Here is a 20,628-nt window from a genome sequence, read left to right on the forward strand (position 1 = left end):
CCGCGAATCAGCCTGATTTGAACAAGGCCGCCAGTATACGCAGGCTAACCATTCAGTTCATCCCTGACTGCGAACCTTCTGCCATGGCCCCGGTCCAAACTCCACCTTCCCGATAGTGGCCTCATGATGTTGCGCGTTCTCGCGGTAGTCGCCCTGCTGTTCTGCGGCCTGGTCCAGGCCGCCGCCCCCACGGTGCTGCAACGCCCGATCAGTCTTGTTACGAGCAGCGGCACGCTATACGGCAGCCTGCTATTGCCGCGTACCGAAGCGCCGCCGCCGGTGGTGCTGATCATCCCGGGTTCCGGGCCGACCGATCGCAACGGCAACAATCCCGACGGCGCCAATACCGACAACCTCAGGCAACTGGCCCTGGTGCTGGCGAAAAACCGTATCGCCAGCGTGCGCTACGACAAGCGCGGCGTGGCCGCGAGCCAGGCAGCCACGCCGGATGAGCGCAACCTCAGTGTCGAAGGCTATGTCGCCGATGCGGTGGCCTGGAGCCAGAAGCTCAAGGCCGACCCCCGCTTCGGCGCCCTGATCCTGCTTGGACACAGCGAAGGTGCACTGATCGCAAGCCTGGCGGCAGAGCCCAGCGACGCCAGCGCGCTGATTAGCGTGGCGGGCAGCGGGCGCCCGGTCGACGAGGTCATGCGCGCACAATTGGTCGACCGCCTGGCGCCCCGCTACAAGCCCGCCGCCGCCCAGGCGCTCGATGCGCTCAGGGCCGGCCACACCACCCTCAATGTCCCGCCGCCCCTGCGGGACATACTGCGCCCCTCGGTGCAGCCTTACCTGATCTCACTGTTTCGCCAGCATCCGGCTACCGCGTTCGGCAAGGTGAAGGTGCCGGCACTGATCGTCCAGGGCACCCATGATGTCCAGGTCGATGTCAGCAATGCCGAACGTCTCAAGGCCGCCAAGCCGGACGCCGAGCTGGCGTTGATCCAGGGCATGAACCACATGCTGCGCATTGCCCCTGCTGATGCCAGCCAGCAACGTGACAGCTATCTGAATCCGAAATTGCCACAAGCCAGCGAGCTGGGGGAGCGGATTGTCGACTTTATCCACAGGCTGCCTGCTACCTGAACGGCGTTCACCGAAATTGTGCCTCCAGTCCCGGACGATCCTGCCGATAAAGCCGATGCTGGCCTCGTGATTGTGTCCAGCCTGCTGCGCACAAGAGGATCGCCGTGATGACTGAAGCCGCCCCCCAGGACGCCCCCGACACCCAAGAGGAAGCGCCGGAACCTGCCCCACTGCCCTGGGCAGACGTTGCCCCGGAGCATTTCCAGATGCTGCGCCTGGCGCCATCGCCGACCGACCGCAACAGCGGCGCGCGGCCGCTGCGCTTTGTGCAGTACGGCTATGCCGAGCGGCACAACAAGGACACCAGCCTACTGCGCATGGCCATCCAGTTGCCCGGGCAAAAGGTGCGCAAGGAACAGAACCAGCTGGATATCTGGGTCGACCACCCGGAAAAGCGAGTGCACATCGGCCCCGACAGCGGCCTGCAGATCGAACCGCTCAACCGCGGCCTTGGACGCTTCATGCTCGCCCAAGCGGTGAGCTGGGCGCAGCGCAGATGGTCGCACTACCGCGTTGAAGGCGGCGCGCTGGCGAACAAGGATGCGTTGAACGAGGACACCCGCCTGCGCCGCGATCACGTGCTCCACAGCCACGGGCTGGAAGTGGAATACGCGGACGCCCAGCACCTGAAGGGGCGCTATGTCGAATTGCAGGTCGGCGAGCTCAAGGGCGGCTGGAACACCGAGAAGGTGCAGCGCGTGGAAATCCTTGAGGCGGCGCAGATGCTTCAGCAGGCCGAGCAGACCTTGCAGGAAAAAGAAGCACAACTGCGCGAACGCGATGAGCGGGTAAGCAAGTACCGTCGTGAAGACAGCGGCCTGCGATTCACCATCACCTGCCTGGTGGCGTTCTCGGTGTTCCAGGCCGGGCTGTTGATCTGGATTGCCACCCACCGCTGAATGCAACGCGGGGCAAGCCCACTCCTGCAGGAGCGGGCTTGCCCCGCGATCAAGACTCAGACCCTGGAAGCAAACAATCCCTGGTGCTGCCGGCACTGATCCGCCGTGAGCATGAACACCCCGTGTCCACCGCGCTCGAACTCCAGCCAGGCAAAATCCACTTCTGGATAAAGCGCCTGGACGTGAACCTGGCTGTTGCCCACCTCGACGATCAGCAAGCCTTTCTCAGTCAGATGGTCGGCAGCCTCGGCCAGCATGCGCCGCACCAGGTCCAGACCATCGTTGCCACAGGCCAGGCCCAGCTCGGGCTCGTGGTGGTACTCCTCAGGCATGTCGGCGAAATCCTCGGCATCGACATACGGCGGGTTGGACAGGATCAGGTCGAAACGCTGCCCCGGCAAACCTTCAAAGCCGTCACCCTGGACGGTGTAAACCCGTTCTTCCAGGCCATGACGCTCGATGTTCTGATTGGCCACTTCCAGCGCTTCAAACGACAAGTCGGCCAGCACCACTTCGGCGTCCGGGAACACCTCGGCACTGACGATACCGATGCAGCCGGAGCCCGTGCACAAGTCGAGAATGCGCGCAGGTTCGCTGGCCAGCCACGGCTCGAAGCGCTTTTCAATCAGCTCGCCAATGGGCGAGCGCGGAATCAGCACACGCTCGTCGACGATGAAGGACATGCCACAGAACCACGCCTCCCCTAACAGGTAGGCAGTGGGCACACGGTCTTCGATGCGGCGATTGAGCAGGCGTTGCAGGTGCACCAACTCGTCATCTTCCAGCTGGCAGTCCAGGTAGCTGTCGGCAACTTCCCAGGGCAGATGGACCGAACCCAGCACCAACAGACGCGCCTCGTCCCAGGCGTTGTCGGCGCCATGCCCGAAAAACAGGCCACGCTCATGGAAGCGGCTGACAGCCCAACGGATATGATCGCGCAGGGTGCGCAGGCGAGAAGTGATCACGACAGACTCCTTGAAAGACGACCTGCAATTCTAACAGCCCGGTCACAGAAAAGGTCGCCGAAAACGACACGTAGGAGAATTGCCGAGGTGGCTGCAGGCCACTAACCACGCCGCTTGTACGCGAAGCGATTCACATAAGTGCTCAGGCAGGGGACAATAGGTGAAAAGCCCTATCCAAAGGAGCCCTTGATGTCTGTTCCAACGACGATGTTCCACCTCAGCGGCCGCGGCTATCCGCCGGCCAAACTGAGCAACGCCAGCCTGGTCATTATCGACGCGCAAAAAGAGTACCTCAGCGGTCCGCTGGCGCTGTCTGGCATGGACGAGGCTGTAAAGAACATCGCTAAAATGCTCGAGGCTGCCCGCAAGGCCGGTCGCCCGATCATCCACGTGCGCCACCTGGGCACCGTCGGCGGCCTGTTCGACCCCCAAGGTTCGCGTGGCGAGTTCATCCCGGGCCTCGAGCCCCAGGGTGACGAGGTGATCATCGAGAAGCGCATGCCCAACGCCTTCAAGAACACCAAGCTTCATGAAACCCTGCAGAGCTACGGCCACCTGGACCTGATCGTCTGTGGATTCATGAGCCATTCCAGCGTCAGCACTACCGTGCGCCGGGCGAAGGACTATGGTTACCGTTGCACCCTGATCGAGGATGCGTGCGCCACCCGCGATCTGCCGTTCAAGGACGGCGTCATTGCTGCAGCGCAGATCCAGCAGAGCGAGATGGCGATCATGGCCGACAACTTCGCCTGCGTGGCACCGACCAGCAGCCTGATCTGACAGGTCGTCCGACGGGCTGGCGGAACCACCTGGCGGCGTTTCAGTCCAACTGCGGATATCCATAGAGGAATCGGCATGAAGTTGAAGGACGGTTTCGATGCCAAGCGCTTGCGCCAGCGTCAACCACGTAACTGGGGCGCTCGCCTGGCGGCGGCTTTTTCTACGTTGCTGGCCACCGCGGGTGTCTTGTTGGCCATGGCTGGCGCCGCCAGCCTGCTGGGCAACCCTGAAGCGCTGGCCGAGCTCAATGCCAATCGCGCCGGCGCCGCGGTGATTCTCGCGGCTGGCCTGGTGCTGCTGTACCTGGGTATCTGGTTCTGGCGCCGCAGCCGTCTTCGCTTGCGGCGCAGCCGCGAACTGAACCTGTCGCCGCACCTGATGAAGAAGCACGATTGACTGCAACCTGCGGGGGAGTCGCGTAAACTAAGCCGCCCAGGCGGAGGCTTACATGCAAGACAACGATTTTTCCCTGTTCAAAAGCGAGATGCGCGGCGTCAAGCCGATCAAGCATGATCGCGCCGAGGTCGGCAAACCCAAGGCCGACCGCAAGCAGTTGGCCGGCCTGCGCCAAGCCGCCACGGTGCGCAGCGACCAGACTGTGGTCGATGGCCTCTCAGACCAGTTTGTCATTGATGTCGGCCCCGAGGACGACCTGCACTGGAGCCGTGACGGCGTCCAGGAAAGCCAGATGCGCAAGCTCAAGCTTGGCCAGGTCGGCTTTGAAGGCAGTCTCGACCTGCACGGCATGAACGTGGAAAAAGCCCGCGAAACCCTTTGGGCATTCCTCGCCGAGGCGACCCGCTTTGAAGTACGTTGCGTACGCGTCACCCACGGCAAGGCGGTACGCCTGGATGGCAAGAAGCCGATGATCAAGAGCCACGTCAATACCTGGCTGCGCCAGCACCCTCAGGTACTGGGCTTTACCTCGTGCCAGGCCCGCCACGGCGGCACCGGCGCGGTGTATGTGATGCTCAAACGAACCATGCTCGAAGGCCGTGACGAGTAACGCCGTACTTGCAGCGCCGCCACAGCCGCCGTACCCTTCGCGTTTGCGATAATTCCCACAGGTAGATCCATGTCCCTGGAACAGAACTACACCGCTATCCTCGGCCAGCTCGGCGAGGACGTCTCCCGCGAGGGCCTGCTCGACACGCCCAAGCGGGCTGCGAAGGCCATGCAGTACCTTTGCCGCGGTTATGAACAAACGCTCGAAGAAGTGACCAACGGCGCCCTGTTCAGCTCCGACAACAGCGAAATGGTCCTGGTCAAGGACATCGAGCTGTACTCGCTGTGCGAGCACCACATGCTGCCGTTCATCGGCAAGGCCCACGTGGCCTACATCCCGGATGGCAAGGTGCTGGGCCTCTCCAAGGTAGCCCGGATCGTCGACATGTACGCACGTCGCCTGCAGATCCAGGAAAACCTCAGCCGCCAGGTCGCCGAGGCGATCCAGAAGGTCACCGGCGCCCTGGGCGTGGCGGTGGTCATCGAAGCCAAGCACATGTGCATGATGATGCGCGGTGTGGAAAAGCAGAACTCGACCATGATCACCTCGGTGATGCTCGGCGAATTCCGCGAAAACGCCGCGACCCGCAGCGAGTTTCTCAGCCTGATCAAGTAATCGGGCAGGCCTGCAAGCCGACCCTCGTGGGTCGGCTTTTTTCATTCCGAGGAGTTGCCATGATCGTCAAAGCATTGCGTGTGGGCCTTGGCCAGTTGATCGTTTTCGCTGACTGGGCCAGCCGCCCGGCCAAGCTCAAGCGTGACCCGGCCGCCCAGGCCCTGGTCGAGCAGCAGGCCAAGGGCCTGAGTCTGTATCAGTTCCACGCTTGCCCGTTCTGTGTGAAAACCCGCCGCACCCTGCACCGCCTGAACGTGCCGGTAACCCTGCGCGACGCCAAGAACAACGAACAGGACCGCCAGACCCTGCTCACCGAAGGTGGCAAGGTCAAAGTGCCGTGCCTGCGTATCGAAGAAGACGGCAAGACCACCTGGATGTATGAATCCAAGGTGATCATCGACTACCTCAACAAGCGTTTCGCCGCCTGACAGGCACGCCGGCGCCAACTAGCCGATCATGGTCACATGACGGGGATGGCTGGCCACTCGTTCCAGCCATGCCTGGATGCCCGGATACGCATCCAGGTCGAAACCGCCCTGGTGGGCGACATGGGTGTAGGCGTAGAGGGCAACGTCGGCGATCGAGTAGCGATCACCCACCAGATACGGCGTTAACTGCAGCTGTTTCTCCATGACCCGCAGCGCCTTGTAGCCGCCCTTGTGCAAGGTCTTGTATTCCTCCAGGCGGTCCTGAGGCAGCCCCAGGTAAAACTGGATGAAGCGCGCCACGGCAATGTACGGCTCATGGCTGTACTGCTCGAAGAACTGCCACTGCAATACCTGGGTACGCAGACGCGGTTCGGTAGGCAAGTACTCGCTGCCATCGGCGAGGAAGTTCAGAATCGCGTTGGACTCCCACAGGTAAGTACCGTCTTCAAGCTCGAGCACGGGCACCTTGCCATTGGGGTTCATGGCCAGGAACGCCGGGGTTTCCGTCTCGCCCTTGAGGATATCCACCGAGTGCCACTCATAGGGCAGGTCGAGCAGATGCAGCATCAGCTTGACCTTGTAGCAGTTGCCCGACTGGTAATCACCGTAAACCTTGTACATCACTTCCCCCATTCAATGGCTGAAACGTACCCGCCCACATAGTTGGCGACTGTACGGCTAATTGCAATGGTTGCTGTATGGCAAAGATCAAGGACCTGCACGGTAGTCTGAAAAATCTGCTTACACCCTGCACAAGGATTGCCTCATGCCCGACGCCAGTTCCGCGCAATTGCGCCCGTTGGCCGACTCCTCCCCCTCGGCCGTGGTCGCCGGCTTTATCGCCATGATGACCGGCTACACCAGCTCCCTGGTGCTGATGTTTCAGGCCGGACAAGCTGCCGGCCTGACCAGCGCGCAGATTTCCTCCTGGATCTGGGCCCTGTCCATCGGCATGGCCGTCTGCAGCATTGGCCTGTCGTTGCGATACCGCACACCCATTACCGTCGCCTGGTCGACACCGGGCGCCGCCCTGCTGATCACAAGCCTGGGCGGCGTCCGCTACGGCGAAGCCATCGGCGCCTACATCACCTGCGCCGTGCTGGTGGTGATCTGCGGCTTGACCGGCAGCTTTGAACGCCTGGTCAAGCGCATCCCCGCCTCGCTGGCGTCAGCCTTGCTGGCCGGCATCCTGTTCAAGATCGGCAGCGAAATATTCATTGCAGCGCAGCATCGGACCGCGCTGGTACTGGGAATGTTCTTCAGCTACTTGATTATCAAGCGCCTGTCGCCGCGCTATGCGGTGCTCGCCGCACTGTTGGTCGGTACCGCATTGTCGGGGGTGATGGGCTTGCTCGACTTCAGCGGCTTCAGCCTGGAGGTGGCCACGCCGGTGTGGACCACACCGAGCTTTTCCCTGGCGGCCACAATCAGCATCGGCATCCCCTTGTTCGTGGTGGCCATGACCTCGCAGAACATGCCCGGCGTCGCCGTACTGCGCGCCGACGGTTACCAGGTACCCGCCTCACCGCTGATCTCGGTGACGGGCATAGCCTCGCTGGTGCTGGCGCCCTTCGGCTCCCACGGAATCAACCTGGCCGCCATCAGCGCGGCAATCTGCACGGGCCCCCACGCCCATGAAGACCCGAGCAAACGCTACACCGCAGCCGTGTGGTGCGGAATTTTCTATGGCATTGCCGGAATCTTCGGCGCCACCCTCGCCGCCCTGTTCGCCGCCCTGCCCAAAGAGCTGGTGCTTTCGATAGCCGCACTGGCCCTGTTCGGCTCGATCATGAATGGCCTGACCGTGGCCATGAACGAAGCCAAGGAACGGGAAGCAGCGCTGATTACCTTCATGGTGACTGCGTCGGGCTTTACCTTGTTCTCGATTGGTTCGGCGTTCTGGGGAATCGTCGCGGGCGTGCTGACGCTGCTGATCCTCAACTGGCGCAAATCCGTGTAGGAGCGGGCTTGCCGCTATAGCGATCTAACAGTTACATCGCTTTCGCGGGGCAAGCCCGCTCCTACACGGGGCGTCCTGCACGCTGTATGAACGCTTGCGCCCGCTGGTCCTGGGCGTAGGCGACGTTTATCCGCAACCAGTCACTGGCAGCGCCCTGAGGATCGAAAGCACTGCCCGACGCCAGCAGTACCGAACAGGCCTGCGCTTCACGCGTGAGCGAGGCAAAGTCGCGGCCTGGGCAGCGTGCCCAGACGAACATGCCGCCATAAGGCTCGGTGAACACCTCCCACCCGCAAGCCTCCAGCTGCACCAACGCCTTGGCCATGTGCTGGGCCAGGCGCAAGCGCAGGCGCGCCACGCTTTTGCGGTAGGTCCCGGTGGCCAGCATCTGCGCGACTACCTGCTCGGCAAAGCGCGAGGTCCCAAGCCCGGTGACCATCTTCAGCTCGGCCAGCCGGGCGATCAGCGCAGGGGGCGCCACCAGGTAACCCACCCGCAATGAACTGCTCAATGTCTTGGAGAAACTGGCCAGGTAAATTACCCGTTGCTCGGCGTCCAACGTGGCCAGGCGCGTCACCACGCCGTCCTGGAAGTCGGCATAGATATCGTCTTCGATGATCTGCACGTCGTATTCACGGGCCAGTTCCAGCAGGCGATAGGCAACCTTGGGTGCCAGGCTGCTGCCGGTGGGGTTGTGATACAGGCTGTTGATATACAGACAGCGCGGACGATGGCGCTCGAGCATCTCTTCCAGCACCTGGAGATCCGGCCCACTGGCTGTACGCGGTACTTCGAGCATTTCGATCTGATGCTGGCGTAGCAGCCGGTACAGGTTGTAGTAACCCGGGCGTTCCACCAGCACTTTGTCACCCGGCTTGAGCAGCGCCCGCACGAGCAGATCGAGCGCATGGCTGGCACCTTGGGTGGTAAGGATCTGGTTCGGGCCAACCTGGATACCAATCTGCCCCAGCCCTTTGTGCAACTGTGTGCGCAGACTGGCCAAGCCAAGCGGCGGGCAATAGTCGATCAGGTCCTCTACCGCACCGCGACTGACCTGACGCACAGCCAGGGCAATGGCGTCGGCGGCACGCCAGCTGGAAGGCACCCAGCCACAGCAGAGGTTGAGCAACTCGGCATGGCCCTCACTGAATTGCTGCCAGCGCCCCTCGACAGCCTCATCGCGCAATGGCTGGTCGAACAGCGGCTCAATCAGCCGGTGTTCAGCGACAAAAAAACCGGCGCCATGCCGTGCCTCCAGGCAGCCTGCGGCCACCAGCCGGTCATAGGCCTCGATCACACAGGACTGACTAAGCCCCTGCTCCCGCGCCAATTGACGGATCGAAGGCAAGCGACTCCCGGGACGCAAGCGCTTGTGCTCTATCCAGGCCTGCAATTGGGTCGCCAGCTGTTGCACCAGTGGCGTGGATGATTGGCGGTCAAGTATCAGGTGCATGGCAAAGTGTTCGCTATTTTTGTCCGAACAGTTAATCACAAATCCCGAAGGGGTGTGCCTTGTGAGGCCCGGATGAACGCCGGATAGTCGTGCCATCATCAAGGAGCCCCCCATGCCCTCCCAGCGTAACCCTGCCCTGCTGGCCTTTGCCCTGTGCCTGATCACCTTCGCGGTCAATCTGCAGGCACCGCTGTATACGGCGTACGCCGAACTGTCCGGCTACGGCGCCGGCGCCACTGCGATTGCCTTCTCGGCTTATGTGCTGGGCGTGCTGCCGGTGCTGTTGTTGCTTGGCGGCCTCGCCGACCGGGTTGGCCGTCGAGCGTTGATCCTCGTCGCCCTGGGCCTTTCCATCCTCGCCACACTGACGATGCTGCTGGCACCCAGCCTGCAAACCCTGGGGCTGGCGAGATTGCTGCTCGGCATCGGTACCGCGCTGGCGTCCGCCACCGGCACCGCGTACATGAGTGAGCTGATGCACCGCGACGATAATCACCGTGCCGCGTCCTGGGTCACGGCCAGCACCTCGCTAGGCTTTGGCCTGGGTGCGGCGCTGACCAGCGTGTTTTTGCTCAACGGCCCGAGCCTCAAGCCCGGCAGCTTCTACCTGCACCTGCTGCTGGCTTGCCTGGCCATGCTGGCTGTCTGGCGCCTGCCCGACCAGCGCCCGGCAACGCGCGCGCCACTCTTGCGCCTGCCCTTCTACCCGGCCGGCAGCCTGGCCTACGGCCTGGCCATTCTGCTGGCGTGGGCTTGTGTGGGACTGGTCATTGCCTTGTTGCCGTCAATCCTGAAGCAACACGGCCTGGCCAACTGGGCGGGGTTTTCGACGTTCTGCGTGATCAGTTGTGGCTTGCTGTTCCAACCCTGGGCTCGTCGGTTGTCGCCGGTTCGCGCCACGCTGATCGGGCTGATGGTGCTGCCCTGCAGCTATGCGCTGCTGGCCTGGGGCGCTGATCGTGGCGAGCTGATCGCCGTACTGCTGGGCACCGTTGTCGCCAGCAGTGCCTGCTATGGCTTTATCTACCTGAGCGGCCTATCGGCGGTGAACCATCTGGCCGGAGAGGAAAAAACCCGCGCGAGCGCAGGCTTTTTCCTGTTGGCCTACTTGGGCTTCAGCCTTCCGGTGATCCTGACCGGCCTGTTGGTTGATCGCCTTGGCGCCAGCTCGGCCTTGGTGGTGTTTGGCGTAGTGCTGCTGGTCGGCTGCCTGATGGTCGGCCTGATCCTGCTGCGCAGCCATAAAAACCTGCCGTCACCCGCTATGACGCCGGTTAAATAGCGGTAGCGCCTCCATCAACGGCCAGCGCCTGGCCGGTGGTGAACGCGGCACCGTCGCTGCACAAATACAGCACTGCGCTGGCAATTTCCTCAACCTTGCCAATACGTCCCACCGGATGCATGGCGGCCGCAAACTCGGCCTTGCGCGGATCGGCCTCGTAGGCGCGGCGGAACATGTCAGTGTCGATCACCGCCGGGCACACGGCATTGACACGGATTTTCTTCTTCGCGTACTCGATGGCCGCCGATTTGGTCAGGCCGATCACCGCATGCTTGGAGGCGCTGTAGATGCTCATCCTCGGCGCCGCACCGAGACCGGCCACCGAAGCAGTGTTGACGATCGCACCGCCGCCCTGAGCCAGCATCAGCGGCAACTGGTGTTTCATGCACAGCCACACGCCCTTGACGTTGACGCCCATGATCGCGTCGAACTCAGCTTCGCTCCCTTCGGCCAGTCGCCCTTGCTCGATCTCGATGCCGGCATTGTTGAAGGCATAGTCAAGCCTCCCGTACGCCTCGACCGTACGCGCCAGCAACTGCTGGACATCAGCCTCGCGCGTTACGTTGCAGGCCACGAACACCGCCTCGCCGCCGGCGGCGCGGATCAGCTCGACCGTACCCTCGCCACCTGCGCTATCGAGGTCCGCCACCACCACCTTCAAACCTTCGGCAGCGAACGCCTGGGCAGTCGCCCGGCCGATACCCGCAGCGCCACCGGTGACCAGGGCAACCTGGCCGGAAAAAGTCATGCTCATCGCTAGCTCCTGCAACATTGTGAGGTCTGTGGCCAGGAGTCTAGTCAGCGACGGCCCCTGTTTGGCAGCATCATCAGGGTGCCGGTTGGAGGGTCATCGGCTCGGGTTATTATCGAGGCAGGTTTGAATCACCCCGATGGATCACTCTGCATTCGCCAAGCGGGTATGCCTTGCCGGAATGCCTTTCAAGGTCTATCAACAAGCTTTGCCCTTAACGCGAGAGCCCAGCCATGACCTCCCACACCAATCGCCGTTTCCTCCTCGCCAAGCGCCCTGTCGGAGCGGTCAGTCGTGACGATTTCACTTTCGAGCAAGTCCCTGTCGGTGAGCCCGGCGAAGGCCAGGTGCTGGTCAAGAACCTGTACCTGTCCCTGGACCCGGCCATGCGTGGCTGGATGAACGAAGGCAAATCCTACATTCCTCCGGTTGGACTCGGACACGTCATGCGCGCGCTGGGCGTGGGTGAAGTGATCGCCTCCAAACATCCGGGCTTTGCCGTAGGCGATCACGTCAACGGCCCGCTGGGCGTGCAGGATTTTTTCCTGGGGGAGCCCCAAGGCTTCTACAAGATCGACCCGAAACTGGCGCCGCTGCCGCGCTATCTCTCGGCCCTGGGCATGACCGGCATGACCGCCTACTTCGCCTTGCTTGACGTTGGTGCGCCGAAATCCGGCGAAACCGTGGTGATCTCCGGGGCTGCCGGGGCCGTCGGGAGCATTGCCGGGCAGATTGCCAAGATCAAAGGCTGCCGGGTGGTCGGCATTGCTGGCGGAGAGCAAAAATGCCAGTACCTCAAGGACGAGTTGGGCTTTGACGGCGTCATCGACTACAAGGCCGAGGACGTGCTGGAGGGCCTCAAGCGCGAATGCCCCAAAGGTGTGGACGTCTACTTCGACAACGTCGGCGGCGACATCCTCGATGCTGTGCTCAGCCGTCTGAACTTCAAGGCGCGAGTGGTGATCTGCGGCGCGATCAGCCAGTACAACAACAAGCAGGCCGTCAAAGGACCGGCCAACTACCTGTCACTGCTGGTGAGCCGTGCGCGAATGGAAGGCTTTGTGGTGATGGATCATGCCGCCAACTACGGCAAAGCCGCGCAGGAGATTGCCGGTTGGCTCGCAACCGGCAAACTGAAAAGCAAGGAAGACGTCGTCGAGGGCCTGGAAACCTTCCCCGAAACACTGCTCAAGCTGTTCAGCGGGGAAAACTTCGGCAAGCTGGTTCTCAAGCCCTAATCTGGGCAACCACGTCAGCCAGCGCCTGAGCTGGATTCGCAGCCTGGCTGATCGGGCGCCCGATCACCAGGTAGTCGGAGCCAGCATCCAGGGCCTGGCGCGGGGTAAGGATGCGGCGCTGGTCATCCTGGGCGCTGCCCGCCGGACGGATGCCCGGGGTCACCAGCTGCAGGGACGGGTGCGCGGCCTTAAGCGCGGGGGCTTCCAGGGCCGAACACACCAGCCCGTCCATGCCGGCTTTTTCGGCCAGGGCAGCCAAGCGCAATACCTGCTCTTGGGGCTCGATATCCAGACCGATACCGGCCAGGTCCTCACGCTCCATGCTGGTCAGTACGGTCACACCAATCAACAACGGCTGCGGCCCGCTACGCTTGGCCAACTCTTCACGGCAAGCGGCCATCATGCGCATGCCACCGGAGCAGTGCACATTGACCATCCATACACCCATTTCCGCTGCCGCTTTAACGGCCATGGCGGTGGTGTTGGGAATGTCGTGGAATTTAAGGTCGAGGAACACCTCGAAGCCCTTCTCGACCAGCGTTTCGACAATGCCCGACGCGCTGCTGGTGAAAAGCTCCTTGCCAACCTTTACCCGGCAAAGGGCGGGATCAAGCTGATCGGCCAACTTCAGGGCGGCTTCACGGGTAGGGAAATCCAGGGCGACGATGATGGGCGTCTGGCAGGCGGACATGGGCTGGTCTCTTGGCAAGTCTTGAACGGCGCGCATTGTAAACGATGCGCGCGCTTGTGGGGGGCCGGTGATCGCAATTGGTCTGCCAGGCCAGCCACGCCTATAATTGAACTAATGAATGATGCTGCGGCTCGAAATTACAGGTTCGCCATCATTCGTCGCTCAGAGGAGAATGCTATGCCCTGGTATGCTTGGTTGATTTTGGTGCTGGCCATTGGCTCGATCGTTGGCGGGCTGATGCTGTTGCGCGACACCGCGAAAAAACTACCGTTGACCGAGGAACAGCTTAAACGCATCCATGAGCGCAATGCGGAGATGGATGCAAAGGATGCCGAGGATCGCTGAAGTCTGTGTACGGCAAGAAGGCCGGCGGGAACCGGCCAAAAGATCAAGCTAGTCGACCGTCAACTTGTCGCGATTGCGATCGAGCAAGACCTTGCCAATGCCTTTGATCTCAAGCAGTTCATCCACGGATGCAAAGGCACCATGTTCGTCTCGATAGGCCACAATGGCTTGAGCCTTGGTTTTTCCAATACCGATCAGCGTGGCTTGCAGGGCATCGGCATCGGCGCTGTTCAGATCGAGTAGAGCGGAACCCTGCTGGGTTGCGACAATGGGAGCCGGCGTGCTCGCTGGAGATGCGCTTGGCGCAGCGCCAGCGGATAAGCAAATGCTCGCGAACAAGGGAAGTAGCAGGTAGGACAGAACGGTATTACGCATACTGTGACACTCCTTGGGGTTTCAGGGGCAGCGTTTCCTTGGCTGCATCTGAAATCTAGACCCAAGGGTGGAAGAGTCAAACCAGTAGGGACAGAGAGTCGTTTCCAAATCAATCTGATATCACTTCAAGACGATCGCGGTCCCTGAGCCCTGACTCACAACAAGCTGGGCAAATCACCGGCCCGTGAACAGGCCGGCGATGGCGCCAATCAGTAGACTTTGTCCTGCAACAAACGCTTCAAATATTGTCCGTAGCCATTTTTTGAGAGCGGTGCTGCAAGCCTCTCGAGTTGCTCAGCGCTTATCCAGCCCTGGCGGAACGAAACTTCTTCCGGGCAAGCAACCTTCAAGCCTTGACGGCGCTCGATGGTAGCGATGTATTGGCTCGCTTCCAGCAACGAGTCATGAGTTCCGGTATCCAGCCATGCGTAACCGCGCCCCATGATTTCAACCGAAAGGCTGTTGTTTTCAAGGTAGGCCCGGTTTACATCGGTGATCTCAAGTTCACCCCGTGCCGACGGCTTGATGCCCTTGGCGATCTCGACCACGTCCTGGTCATAAAAATACAGCCCCGTCACGGCATAGCTGGACTTCGGTTGTTCTGGCTTTTCTTCGAGGCTGATAGCTGTACCCTGCGCGTCGAACTCGACCACGCCATAGCGCTCAGGATCGTGCACATGGTAGGCAAATACGCTTGCGCCCGCGGCCCGACTGTTCGCATTGCTCAGCAACAACTGGAAGTCGTGGCCGTAGTAGATGTTATCGCCCAGCACCAGCGCCGAAGGATCGTTGCCAATGAACTGTTCACCAATGATGAAGGCCTGTGCCAACCCGTCAGGAGACGGCTGGACGGCATAGGAAATGTTCAGACCCCACTGGTGGCCATCGCCCAGCAACTGCTCGAAACGCGGCGTGTCTTGCGGAGTTGAAATGATCAGGATGTCCTGGATGCCCGCCAGCATGAGCGTAGTCAAGGGGTAGTAGATCATCGGTTTGTCGTAAACCGGCAAGAGCTGCTTGGAGATCGCCAACGTTGCAGGGTGCAGCCGGGTACCCGAGCCGCCTGCCAGAATGATGCCTTTACGTTTCATTGCCGTTATTTCCCTTGTATTTCCGTCAGCATCCTTGCGACGCCCAAGCGCCAGTCCGGAAGCTGGAGTCCGAAAACCTGTTCAAGTTTATGGGTATCGAGTCGTGAGTTGGCCGGGCGGCTTGCCGGCGTTGGATAGTCGTCGGTAGTCAATGCCTTGACTGCATCAGCCTTCACCTTCAACGAGACACCCGCCTCCTCGGCCAGCCCGAGGACGAAACGCGCATATCCACACCAGGTGGTTTCGCCCCCTGCCGCAAGATGGTAAAGCCCGCTCAACGCCGGCTTGGCACGCCATGCAACAATGGCATGGGCGGTGACATCAGCAATCAGCTCTGCGCCTGTCGGAGCACCAAACTGATCATCGATCACCCCGAGCGTGTCACGCTCGGTGGCCAGGCGCAGCATGGTCTTGGCGAAGTTATTGCCTCGCGCCGCGAAGACCCAGGAAGTGCGGAAGATCAGGTGCGGGCATCCGGATGACTGGATGGCACGCTCACCTGCCAGCTTTGTCTGACCATAGACATTCAACGGTCCAACTGCGTCCACTTCCCGCCATGGCGTGCAACCATTGCCAGGGAAGACGTAGTCAGTGGAATAATGAACCAACAGCGCGCCAGAGCGCGCCGCTGCCTGTGCCAGTACCTCAACGGCCTGCGCATTGACTCTGTCGGCATGAGCCTGCTCGGATTCAGCCTTGTCGACAGCGGTATACGCGGCGGCATTGACAATGACATCGGGTGCCCAAGACCGGACCGTCTCTGCCAACCCCTGTAGATCCGCCAGATCACCACAATGGTCTTCACATTTGGAGCTCAGCGCCAAGAGCTCGCCCAGCGGCGCTAGGCTGCGCTGCAGCTCCCAGCCTACCTGGCCATTCTTACCGAGCAGGAGGATCTTCATTCGGCGCGCTCACCGTAGTTTTTCTCGACCCAGTCGCGGTAACTGCCGGATTGGACGTTTTCCACCCACTGCCAGTTACCCAGGTACCACTCGACCGTCTTGCGAATCCCCGTCTCGAAGGTTTCTGCCGGCTTCCAATCCAGCTCCCGTTCCAATTTACGAGCGTCGATGGCGTAGCGGCGGTCATGGCCAGGGCGGTCCGTTACGAACGTGATCTGTTCGCTGTAGGATTTCCCGTCAGCGCGCGGGCGCAGTTCGTCCAGGAGCGCGCAAATGCGATTGACAATTTCCAGGTTTGGCTTTTCGTTCCAACCGCCAACGTTATAGACTTCGCCGACCCTGCCAGCCTCCAGCACGCGGCGGATAGCGCTGCAGTGGTCCTTGACGTAAAGCCAGTCGCGGATCTGCTGACCATCACCGTAGACCGGTAGCCCTTTATTCCCCAAGGCGTTGACGATCATCAACGGGATGAGTTTTTCCGGGAAGTGATACGGCCCATAGTTGTTCGAGCAATTGGTGGTGAGTACCGGCAAACCGTAGGTGTGGTGGTACGAGCGAACGAGATGATCGCTTGCCGCCTTGCTTGCCGAGTAGGGGCTGTTGGGCTCGTAACGGTGCGTCTCGGTGAACGCGGGCTCATTGGTAGCGAGGGAGCCGTAGACTTCGTCAGTGGAAACATGCAGGAAGCGAAAAGCCTGCTGTGCGTCATCAGGAAGTGCTTTCCAAAAGCCACGTACCGCTTCCAGCAGACGGAAAGTGCCGACAATGTTGGTCTCGATGAAATCTTCCGGGCCATGGATCGAACGGTCGACATGCGATTCGGCGGCGAAATTGATCACTGCACGAGGTTGATGCTCGGCCAACAACCGCACCACAAGCATCGTGTCGCCAATATCGCCGTGAACGAAGAGATGCCTGGGGTTGCCATCGATGGAAGCCAGACTCTGCAAATTGCCCGCATAAGTCAGCTTGTCCAGGTTGATGACGAGCTCATCTGATTGAGCTACCCAGTCCAGAACAAAGTTGGCGCCGATGAAGCCGGCTCCGCCAGTTACTAAGATAGTCATTTTTCTGATCTTTTCAGTAGTTTCGTAAGAGTGATGGCGGAATATCCTGGCCAGGCACGGCCTGCTGCGCTCAACGCCCTTGAAAGGATTCGGAGCAGGCCCACCACACTTCGCTTGGAAAACCAGGGATCCAGCACTTACCAGGCGCTAGGCTTCGCGAGTGGCATTGTACTGCTAAAACGGGTCGTTTGCTGGAGAGGTGCGTTAGGAACATTCAGTCGAAACACTCAGCCTCTGCCAGCAGCTTGCCCAGTTTATCTTTATCTGATAACTGTGGTTGTTCGTTCAATGGCCAATCAATAGCGACCTGCGGGTCGTTCCATGTAAGGCAACGTTCGTGGGCTGGCGCATAAAAATCAGTCGTTTTGTAGAGAAACTCAGCCCGCTCACTGAGCACCACGAAACCATGGGCAAATCCTTCTGGAACCCAGAGCTGATGCTTGTTCTGCGCCGAAAGACGGGCGCCCACCCACTTGCCGAAGGTGGCTGACGAACGCCGTAGATCGACTGCGACGTCGAACACTTCGCCCTCAACCACCCGCACCAGTTTGCCTTGGGGCTGCTGAATCTGGTAGTGCAATCCACGCAGTACGCCTTTGGCAGATGCGGAATGGTTGTCCTGTACAAACTCTACGCGCCGTCCGACAGCGTCCTCGAAAACCCGCTGATTGAAGCTTTCGAAGAAGAATCCTCTATCATCACCAAATACGCGAGGTTCAAAGAGAATAACGTCAGAAATAGCAAGTGAGGTGGCTTTCACAAAAATCACCAAATTATATTGTGCAATTGATTAAAATAGGCAAACCACAACTGACCAGTTCACATCGCGCACTGCCAGCTCTGTAAAAACCCATAATGCGCGCCTCGTCTTTGTTGTTTCAGTAGGCATTCTTGTTTATAAATCCTTTGAAAATCGTCATCAGGATGATTTTCAAATCCAATCCCAACGACCAGTTATCGATGTACCAAAGATCGTACTCGACACGCTTTTGCATTTTATCTAACGTTTCTGTTTCACCCCGATAACCACTGACTTGAGCCCAGCCAGTAATACCAGGTTTAACCTTGTGCCGTTGCATATAGGACTCTACCAACTCTTTGTAATATTCATTGTGCTCCAGTGCATGCGGGCGCGGCCCTACGATCGACATACGTCCTTGCAATACGTTAAAGAACTGGGGCAATTCGTCAAGACTGGTGCGCCGCAAAAAAGCGCCGACCCTCGTCACTCGTGCATCATTACGGGAAGCCTGGGTTACCCTCCCTTCGCAATGAACCACCATCGAGCGGAACTTGTAGACCTTGAAGCGCCTGCCATTAATCCCCGTACGATACTGTTTGAACAGGATCGGCCCCGGCGAGCTGACCCTGATGGCCAGAGCTATAACCAAGCAGACAGGAAGAATTAACAGGCTAATAAGGCCGCCAACTAACAGATCTTCTGCCCGCTTCACAACCCGAATCGGGCCATCGATTGGACTGCAACTTAGGTCAAGCGAGTACAGTCCGGCGATATAACTTACCTTATGGTTGAGCAAACGAATATCACCCCAGTCAGGAATGAACCTGACGGCGACAGTATGATGGCGCAAAGCAAAGAGAATAGAACGGATAGCTCCGCCATCGCTTAGCGGTAGGCAAAGCCAGACCTCATGAACACCAGACTTGTCGACTTTTTCAGCCAGTAAATCCAACCAACCGATGTCTTGGCTAAACGCAAGATTTTCGGCGATATGGAAACCGTCTTCTGCGAGCGTTTGCCCGCTGCTCAACTGATTGGCAGACTGCCCAACAACATCAACCAACAGTACATGCTTCAAGTTCCGCCCGGAGCCTCGCACACGCCGCAACAGCAAGAATACTGCGAGGCGCAGCAGCAGGGACAAGGAACCGCCCGTCAACATCATTACGCTGAACCATATACGTGAGTAGTTACTGGAGACTTTTAGCAAGAATGTCAACGACATCAAAATGCCTGCGGCAGAGAGCCAGCAAACTATCAGGATGCTCAACTGACGCCAGATTGGCTGGCCCCGTTGCGAACCGTAGCCCCCCCCCAGAGCCAGACAAACCACAACCACAACAGCCGTAACCGTGACCGCCGTATTGTAGCGGCCAGACATGTCAAACTGGCTAAAGCGGTAATGATAGGCAAACAACCCCGCGACAAAGACAATGATCATGTCCATCAAGGCGATGAAAAAAGGAACCGGATAGCGCTCTGCGAAAGTAGGTTGGTACCTGTGAGTGGTTGGCATGTTATGGAGTATTCCCCGCTGTGTGTGAGGCTTAGCCTGCAATACTCCGTCCCCAGCCCCCTGCCTTGGCATACGTTTCATCCGCTGAAATGCCGAAACCGCTGGAGTTGGCGACTCACCCGCGAAGCCGACCATAGCCACACGGTGTGAAACTTTCCCGTAAACCACCCACCCAGGTAGCTCAGGTGTTTTAGGCCTGGGTGAGCATTAGAAACACATCTAAACTAGCTCAACAAATCTAACAGGAGCTCGCATGGCGATCGCCCGGCCGTACTGGGCGCGCCAAAAGAACAGCCAGGGGCAGCCAAAACACTGTCCAATAGGTCCCCGGACGGCTATAGATCCGCTCGACATCCGTGAGCATAGCAATGAGCGCGAAAACAAGCACCGGCACCGCCAGGCGCACAAAAGGATCATCGCGCAGCTTCCAGGCCTTCAAACCTACCACCAGCAACCCTGCGGCCATCAACGCCACCGACACTAGCCCACTGTCGTAGATCTGCTGCAAGTAGAGACTATGAGCATGCGGCGAAACAGCGTCCTGTGTTGGCCATTTGTACTCGAACGGTGTACCCAATCCATAACCGAATAGCCAGTGGCCAGGCATCAGTTGGAAGAAGTACTCCCAGATAGGTCCACGCCCAGAGAGCTGTCGCACCTGCACTTCTATCAACAAACGATCCCAAAAATGGAAAATCGCCAACGTCAACAGCAATGCTCCGCCCCCCGTCAGCCACCAGCCTCGTTTGGAACGCTGCAACAGAACAACCATCCCTGCTGCGCCTAACAGTGCAAACCAAGCGCCTCGTGTGTAAGTAAGTAGTACATAGATCGTCAGTACCCCGAAAACTGCCAGCCAGAAAAGTGCACGCAGCAAGGATGTGCGCCGCTCCAAGGCGACGCCCAGCGCCCAGACAGCCACAGACCCATGAAAAATACCTGCAACAACCGGCCAGCCGTAGTCGGCAATGTCCCCAATACCCAAGCGGTAGAGCCTATAAGCTCGATATTCCAAAGGCTGACCCAACCAGAGAAACTGATAAACAATCGTGATCAAGGCACCTGCTGCAACCACAACCACCGCGCATAAAATCGCGTTTAGTAAAAGTTGCGCATCGCGGTCATGCAACATCTTTACTGCCAACAGAAAACACGCCATGTATAGGCCACGCTTGGCCAACGACAGTGGGGCTTCGGCGCCAGTCGCCCATTGCGTGCTCAGTGCCATCCAGGCCAACATCAACAGCCAAGGGTAGTACTCGAAGGAAATTCGGATTGACCTGCGCACGAGAGCAACGCACACCCCGTACACTAGTGCGGGCAAGAGCAGCCAGATATACACCTGAGCGTTACGTGCACTTCCAGATTCAAACCAGACATACCCGCTGACCAAAATGAACACGCCTAGCGCGAGAGCCCAACACAGTGCACGCTCC

At 59.7% G+C, this 20,628-nt stretch carries 23 protein-coding genes; 11 read left to right on the forward strand and 12 right to left on the reverse strand.

Annotated elements, in window-relative coordinates; genetic code table 11:
- The first annotated feature begins 123 nt into the window (after positions 1-123).
- Positions 124-1,086 carry an alpha/beta hydrolase gene (locus U9R80_RS20195; RefSeq protein WP_301839419.1) on the forward strand — a complete coding sequence of 321 codons (963 nt, stop codon included), beginning with the start codon at positions 124-126 and terminating at the stop codon, positions 1,084-1,086.
- Positions 1,087-1,193: 107 nt separating this feature from the next.
- Positions 1,194-1,985 (forward strand): hypothetical protein, encoded by a 792-nt coding sequence (locus tag U9R80_RS20200; RefSeq protein ID WP_301839417.1) that lies wholly within the window; start codon positions 1,194-1,196, stop codon positions 1,983-1,985.
- A 56-nt stretch (positions 1,986-2,041) separates the two neighbouring features.
- Here U9R80_RS20200 and prmB read toward each other — a convergent pair whose 3' ends face one another.
- On the reverse strand, positions 2,042-2,950 hold the full coding sequence (prmB, locus tag U9R80_RS20205; protein ID WP_301839415.1) for a 50S ribosomal protein L3 N(5)-glutamine methyltransferase: 909 nt from the start codon (positions 2,948-2,950) through the stop codon (positions 2,042-2,044).
- A gap of 189 nt (positions 2,951-3,139) precedes the next feature.
- Here prmB and U9R80_RS20210 point away from each other — a divergent pair, with 189 nt between their 5' ends.
- The 5 genes from U9R80_RS20210 (at position 3,140) to U9R80_RS20230 (ending at position 5,779) form a co-directional block, all read left to right on the forward strand.
- The gene (locus U9R80_RS20210) at positions 3,140-3,730 is read left to right on the forward strand and encodes a cysteine hydrolase family protein (RefSeq protein ID WP_028943704.1); all 591 of its coding nucleotides are present in this window, start codon (positions 3,140-3,142) and stop codon (positions 3,728-3,730) included.
- Positions 3,731-3,805: 75 nt separating this feature from the next.
- Complete coding sequence (locus tag U9R80_RS20215; protein ID WP_301839412.1) at positions 3,806-4,126, forward strand: hypothetical protein; 321 nt, start codon at positions 3,806-3,808, stop codon at positions 4,124-4,126.
- A gap of 52 nt (positions 4,127-4,178) precedes the next feature.
- Positions 4,179-4,736, forward strand: a complete 558-nt coding sequence (locus tag U9R80_RS20220; RefSeq protein WP_301839411.1) for a Smr/MutS family protein — start codon at positions 4,179-4,181, stop codon at positions 4,734-4,736.
- Positions 4,737-4,805: 69 nt separating this feature from the next.
- Positions 4,806-5,351, forward strand: coding sequence for a GTP cyclohydrolase I FolE (folE, locus tag U9R80_RS20225; RefSeq protein WP_028943701.1), 546 nt, complete (start codon positions 4,806-4,808; stop codon positions 5,349-5,351).
- Positions 5,352-5,410: 59 nt separating this feature from the next.
- A complete protein-coding gene (locus tag U9R80_RS20230) occupies positions 5,411-5,779 on the forward strand; it encodes a glutathione S-transferase N-terminal domain-containing protein (RefSeq protein WP_301839409.1) in 369 nt (122 codons plus the stop codon).
- Positions 5,780-5,797: 18 nt separating this feature from the next.
- Here U9R80_RS20230 and U9R80_RS20235 read toward each other — a convergent pair whose 3' ends face one another.
- A complete protein-coding gene (locus U9R80_RS20235; protein WP_301839407.1) occupies positions 5,798-6,400 on the reverse strand; it encodes a glutathione S-transferase family protein in 603 nt (200 codons plus the stop codon).
- A 145-nt stretch (positions 6,401-6,545) separates the two neighbouring features.
- Between U9R80_RS20235 and U9R80_RS20240 the strand changes: the two genes are divergently transcribed.
- A complete protein-coding gene (locus U9R80_RS20240; RefSeq protein ID WP_301839406.1) occupies positions 6,546-7,739 on the forward strand; it encodes a benzoate/H(+) symporter BenE family transporter in 1,194 nt (397 codons plus the stop codon).
- A 61-nt stretch (positions 7,740-7,800) separates the two neighbouring features.
- On the opposite strand, the gene U9R80_RS20245 is transcribed toward U9R80_RS20240, so the two are convergent.
- Positions 7,801-9,192 (reverse strand): aminotransferase-like domain-containing protein, encoded by a 1,392-nt coding sequence (locus U9R80_RS20245; protein WP_301839404.1) that lies wholly within the window; start codon positions 9,190-9,192, stop codon positions 7,801-7,803.
- A 112-nt stretch (positions 9,193-9,304) separates the two neighbouring features.
- On the opposite strand from U9R80_RS20245, the gene U9R80_RS20250 reads away from it, so the two are divergent.
- On the forward strand, positions 9,305-10,474 hold the full coding sequence (locus U9R80_RS20250; protein WP_301839402.1) for an MFS transporter: 1,170 nt from the start codon (positions 9,305-9,307) through the stop codon (positions 10,472-10,474).
- On the opposite strand, the gene U9R80_RS20255 is transcribed toward U9R80_RS20250, so the two are convergent.
- The gene (locus U9R80_RS20255) at positions 10,467-11,228 is read right to left on the reverse strand and encodes an SDR family oxidoreductase (protein ID WP_301839400.1); all 762 of its coding nucleotides are present in this window, start codon (positions 11,226-11,228) and stop codon (positions 10,467-10,469) included. The genes U9R80_RS20250 and U9R80_RS20255 overlap by 8 nt on opposite strands.
- 230 nt (positions 11,229-11,458) lie before the next feature.
- On the opposite strand from U9R80_RS20255, the gene U9R80_RS20260 reads away from it, so the two are divergent.
- Positions 11,459-12,463, forward strand: a complete 1,005-nt coding sequence (locus tag U9R80_RS20260) for an NADP-dependent oxidoreductase (protein ID WP_301839399.1) — start codon at positions 11,459-11,461, stop codon at positions 12,461-12,463.
- Here U9R80_RS20260 and pyrF read toward each other — a convergent pair.
- Entirely contained in the window at positions 12,453-13,154 is a 702-nt protein-coding gene (gene pyrF / locus U9R80_RS20265) for an orotidine-5'-phosphate decarboxylase (protein ID WP_301839396.1), read from the reverse strand. The two genes, U9R80_RS20260 and pyrF, sit on opposite strands and share 11 nt — an antisense overlap.
- 177 nt (positions 13,155-13,331) lie before the next feature.
- On the opposite strand from pyrF, the gene U9R80_RS20270 reads away from it, so the two are divergent.
- Positions 13,332-13,499 carry a DUF2897 family protein gene (locus U9R80_RS20270; RefSeq protein ID WP_301839395.1) on the forward strand — a complete coding sequence of 56 codons (168 nt, stop codon included), beginning with the start codon at positions 13,332-13,334 and terminating at the stop codon, positions 13,497-13,499.
- A 48-nt stretch (positions 13,500-13,547) separates the two neighbouring features.
- On the opposite strand, the gene U9R80_RS20275 is transcribed toward U9R80_RS20270, so the two are convergent.
- The 7 genes from U9R80_RS20275 to U9R80_RS20305 form a co-directional block, all read right to left on the reverse strand.
- Positions 13,548-13,874, reverse strand: coding sequence for a ComEA family DNA-binding protein (locus U9R80_RS20275; RefSeq protein WP_301839394.1), 327 nt, complete (start codon positions 13,872-13,874; stop codon positions 13,548-13,550).
- A gap of 209 nt (positions 13,875-14,083) precedes the next feature.
- The gene (gene rfbA, locus U9R80_RS20280; RefSeq protein ID WP_301839392.1) at positions 14,084-14,965 is read right to left on the reverse strand and encodes a glucose-1-phosphate thymidylyltransferase RfbA; all 882 of its coding nucleotides are present in this window, start codon (positions 14,963-14,965) and stop codon (positions 14,084-14,086) included.
- A 5-nt stretch (positions 14,966-14,970) separates the two neighbouring features.
- Positions 14,971-15,867, reverse strand: coding sequence for a dTDP-4-dehydrorhamnose reductase (gene rfbD, locus U9R80_RS20285; protein ID WP_301839390.1), 897 nt, complete (start codon positions 15,865-15,867; stop codon positions 14,971-14,973).
- Positions 15,864-16,934 carry a dTDP-glucose 4,6-dehydratase gene (rfbB, locus tag U9R80_RS20290; protein WP_301839388.1) on the reverse strand — a complete coding sequence of 357 codons (1,071 nt, stop codon included), beginning with the start codon at positions 16,932-16,934 and terminating at the stop codon, positions 15,864-15,866. Before rfbB ends, rfbD begins: the two co-directional genes overlap by 4 nt.
- A 214-nt stretch (positions 16,935-17,148) precedes the next feature.
- Positions 17,149-17,694 carry a dTDP-4-dehydrorhamnose 3,5-epimerase gene (gene rfbC, locus U9R80_RS20295; RefSeq protein ID WP_301839387.1) on the reverse strand — a complete coding sequence of 182 codons (546 nt, stop codon included), beginning with the start codon at positions 17,692-17,694 and terminating at the stop codon, positions 17,149-17,151.
- 118 nt (positions 17,695-17,812) lie between these two features.
- Positions 17,813-19,192 (reverse strand): undecaprenyl-phosphate glucose phosphotransferase, encoded by a 1,380-nt coding sequence (locus U9R80_RS20300; protein WP_301839386.1) that lies wholly within the window; start codon positions 19,190-19,192, stop codon positions 17,813-17,815.
- 238 nt (positions 19,193-19,430) lie between these two features.
- Positions 19,431-20,594 carry an O-antigen ligase family protein gene (locus U9R80_RS20305; protein ID WP_301839385.1) on the reverse strand — a complete coding sequence of 388 codons (1,164 nt, stop codon included), beginning with the start codon at positions 20,592-20,594 and terminating at the stop codon, positions 19,431-19,433.
- Positions 20,595-20,628: the final 34 nt, after the last annotated feature.

The sequence above is a fragment of the Pseudomonas sp. JQ170C genome, assembly GCF_035581345.1.
Lineage (GTDB): Bacteria > Pseudomonadota > Gammaproteobacteria > Pseudomonadales > Pseudomonadaceae > Aquipseudomonas.

Bases quoted from the DNA above. Each gene is read 5' to 3' on its own strand.
- U9R80_RS20195 (WP_301839419.1), top strand. From the start codon at position 124: ATGATGTTGCGCGTTCTCGCGGTAGTCGCCCTGCTGTTCTGCGGCCTG.
- U9R80_RS20200 (WP_301839417.1), top strand. From the start codon at position 1,194: ATGACTGAAGCCGCCCCCCAGGACGCCCCCGACACCCAAGAGGAAGCG.
- U9R80_RS20210 (WP_028943704.1), top strand. From the start codon at position 3,140: ATGTCTGTTCCAACGACGATGTTCCACCTCAGCGGCCGCGGCTATCCG.
- U9R80_RS20215 (WP_301839412.1), top strand. From the start codon at position 3,806: ATGAAGTTGAAGGACGGTTTCGATGCCAAGCGCTTGCGCCAGCGTCAA.
- U9R80_RS20220 (WP_301839411.1), top strand. From the start codon at position 4,179: ATGCAAGACAACGATTTTTCCCTGTTCAAAAGCGAGATGCGCGGCGTC.
- folE (WP_028943701.1), top strand. From the start codon at position 4,806: ATGTCCCTGGAACAGAACTACACCGCTATCCTCGGCCAGCTCGGCGAG.
- U9R80_RS20230 (WP_301839409.1), top strand. From the start codon at position 5,411: ATGATCGTCAAAGCATTGCGTGTGGGCCTTGGCCAGTTGATCGTTTTC.
- U9R80_RS20235 (WP_301839407.1), bottom strand. From the start codon at position 6,400: ATGTACAAGGTTTACGGTGATTACCAGTCGGGCAACTGCTACAAGGTC.
- U9R80_RS20240 (WP_301839406.1), top strand. From the start codon at position 6,546: ATGCCCGACGCCAGTTCCGCGCAATTGCGCCCGTTGGCCGACTCCTCC.
- U9R80_RS20245 (WP_301839404.1), bottom strand. From the start codon at position 9,192: ATGCACCTGATACTTGACCGCCAATCATCCACGCCACTGGTGCAACAG.
- U9R80_RS20250 (WP_301839402.1), top strand. From the start codon at position 9,305: ATGCCCTCCCAGCGTAACCCTGCCCTGCTGGCCTTTGCCCTGTGCCTG.
- U9R80_RS20255 (WP_301839400.1), bottom strand. From the start codon at position 11,228: ATGAGCATGACTTTTTCCGGCCAGGTTGCCCTGGTCACCGGTGGCGCT.
- U9R80_RS20260 (WP_301839399.1), top strand. From the start codon at position 11,459: ATGACCTCCCACACCAATCGCCGTTTCCTCCTCGCCAAGCGCCCTGTC.
- pyrF (WP_301839396.1), bottom strand. From the start codon at position 13,154: ATGTCCGCCTGCCAGACGCCCATCATCGTCGCCCTGGATTTCCCTACC.
- U9R80_RS20270 (WP_301839395.1), top strand. From the start codon at position 13,332: ATGCCCTGGTATGCTTGGTTGATTTTGGTGCTGGCCATTGGCTCGATC.
- U9R80_RS20275 (WP_301839394.1), bottom strand. From the start codon at position 13,874: ATGCGTAATACCGTTCTGTCCTACCTGCTACTTCCCTTGTTCGCGAGC.
- rfbA (WP_301839392.1), bottom strand. From the start codon at position 14,965: ATGAAACGTAAAGGCATCATTCTGGCAGGCGGCTCGGGTACCCGGCTG.
- rfbD (WP_301839390.1), bottom strand. From the start codon at position 15,867: ATGAAGATCCTCCTGCTCGGTAAGAATGGCCAGGTAGGCTGGGAGCTG.
- rfbB (WP_301839388.1), bottom strand. From the start codon at position 16,934: ATGACTATCTTAGTAACTGGCGGAGCCGGCTTCATCGGCGCCAACTTT.
- U9R80_RS20300 (WP_301839386.1), bottom strand. From the start codon at position 19,192: ATGCCAACCACTCACAGGTACCAACCTACTTTCGCAGAGCGCTATCCG.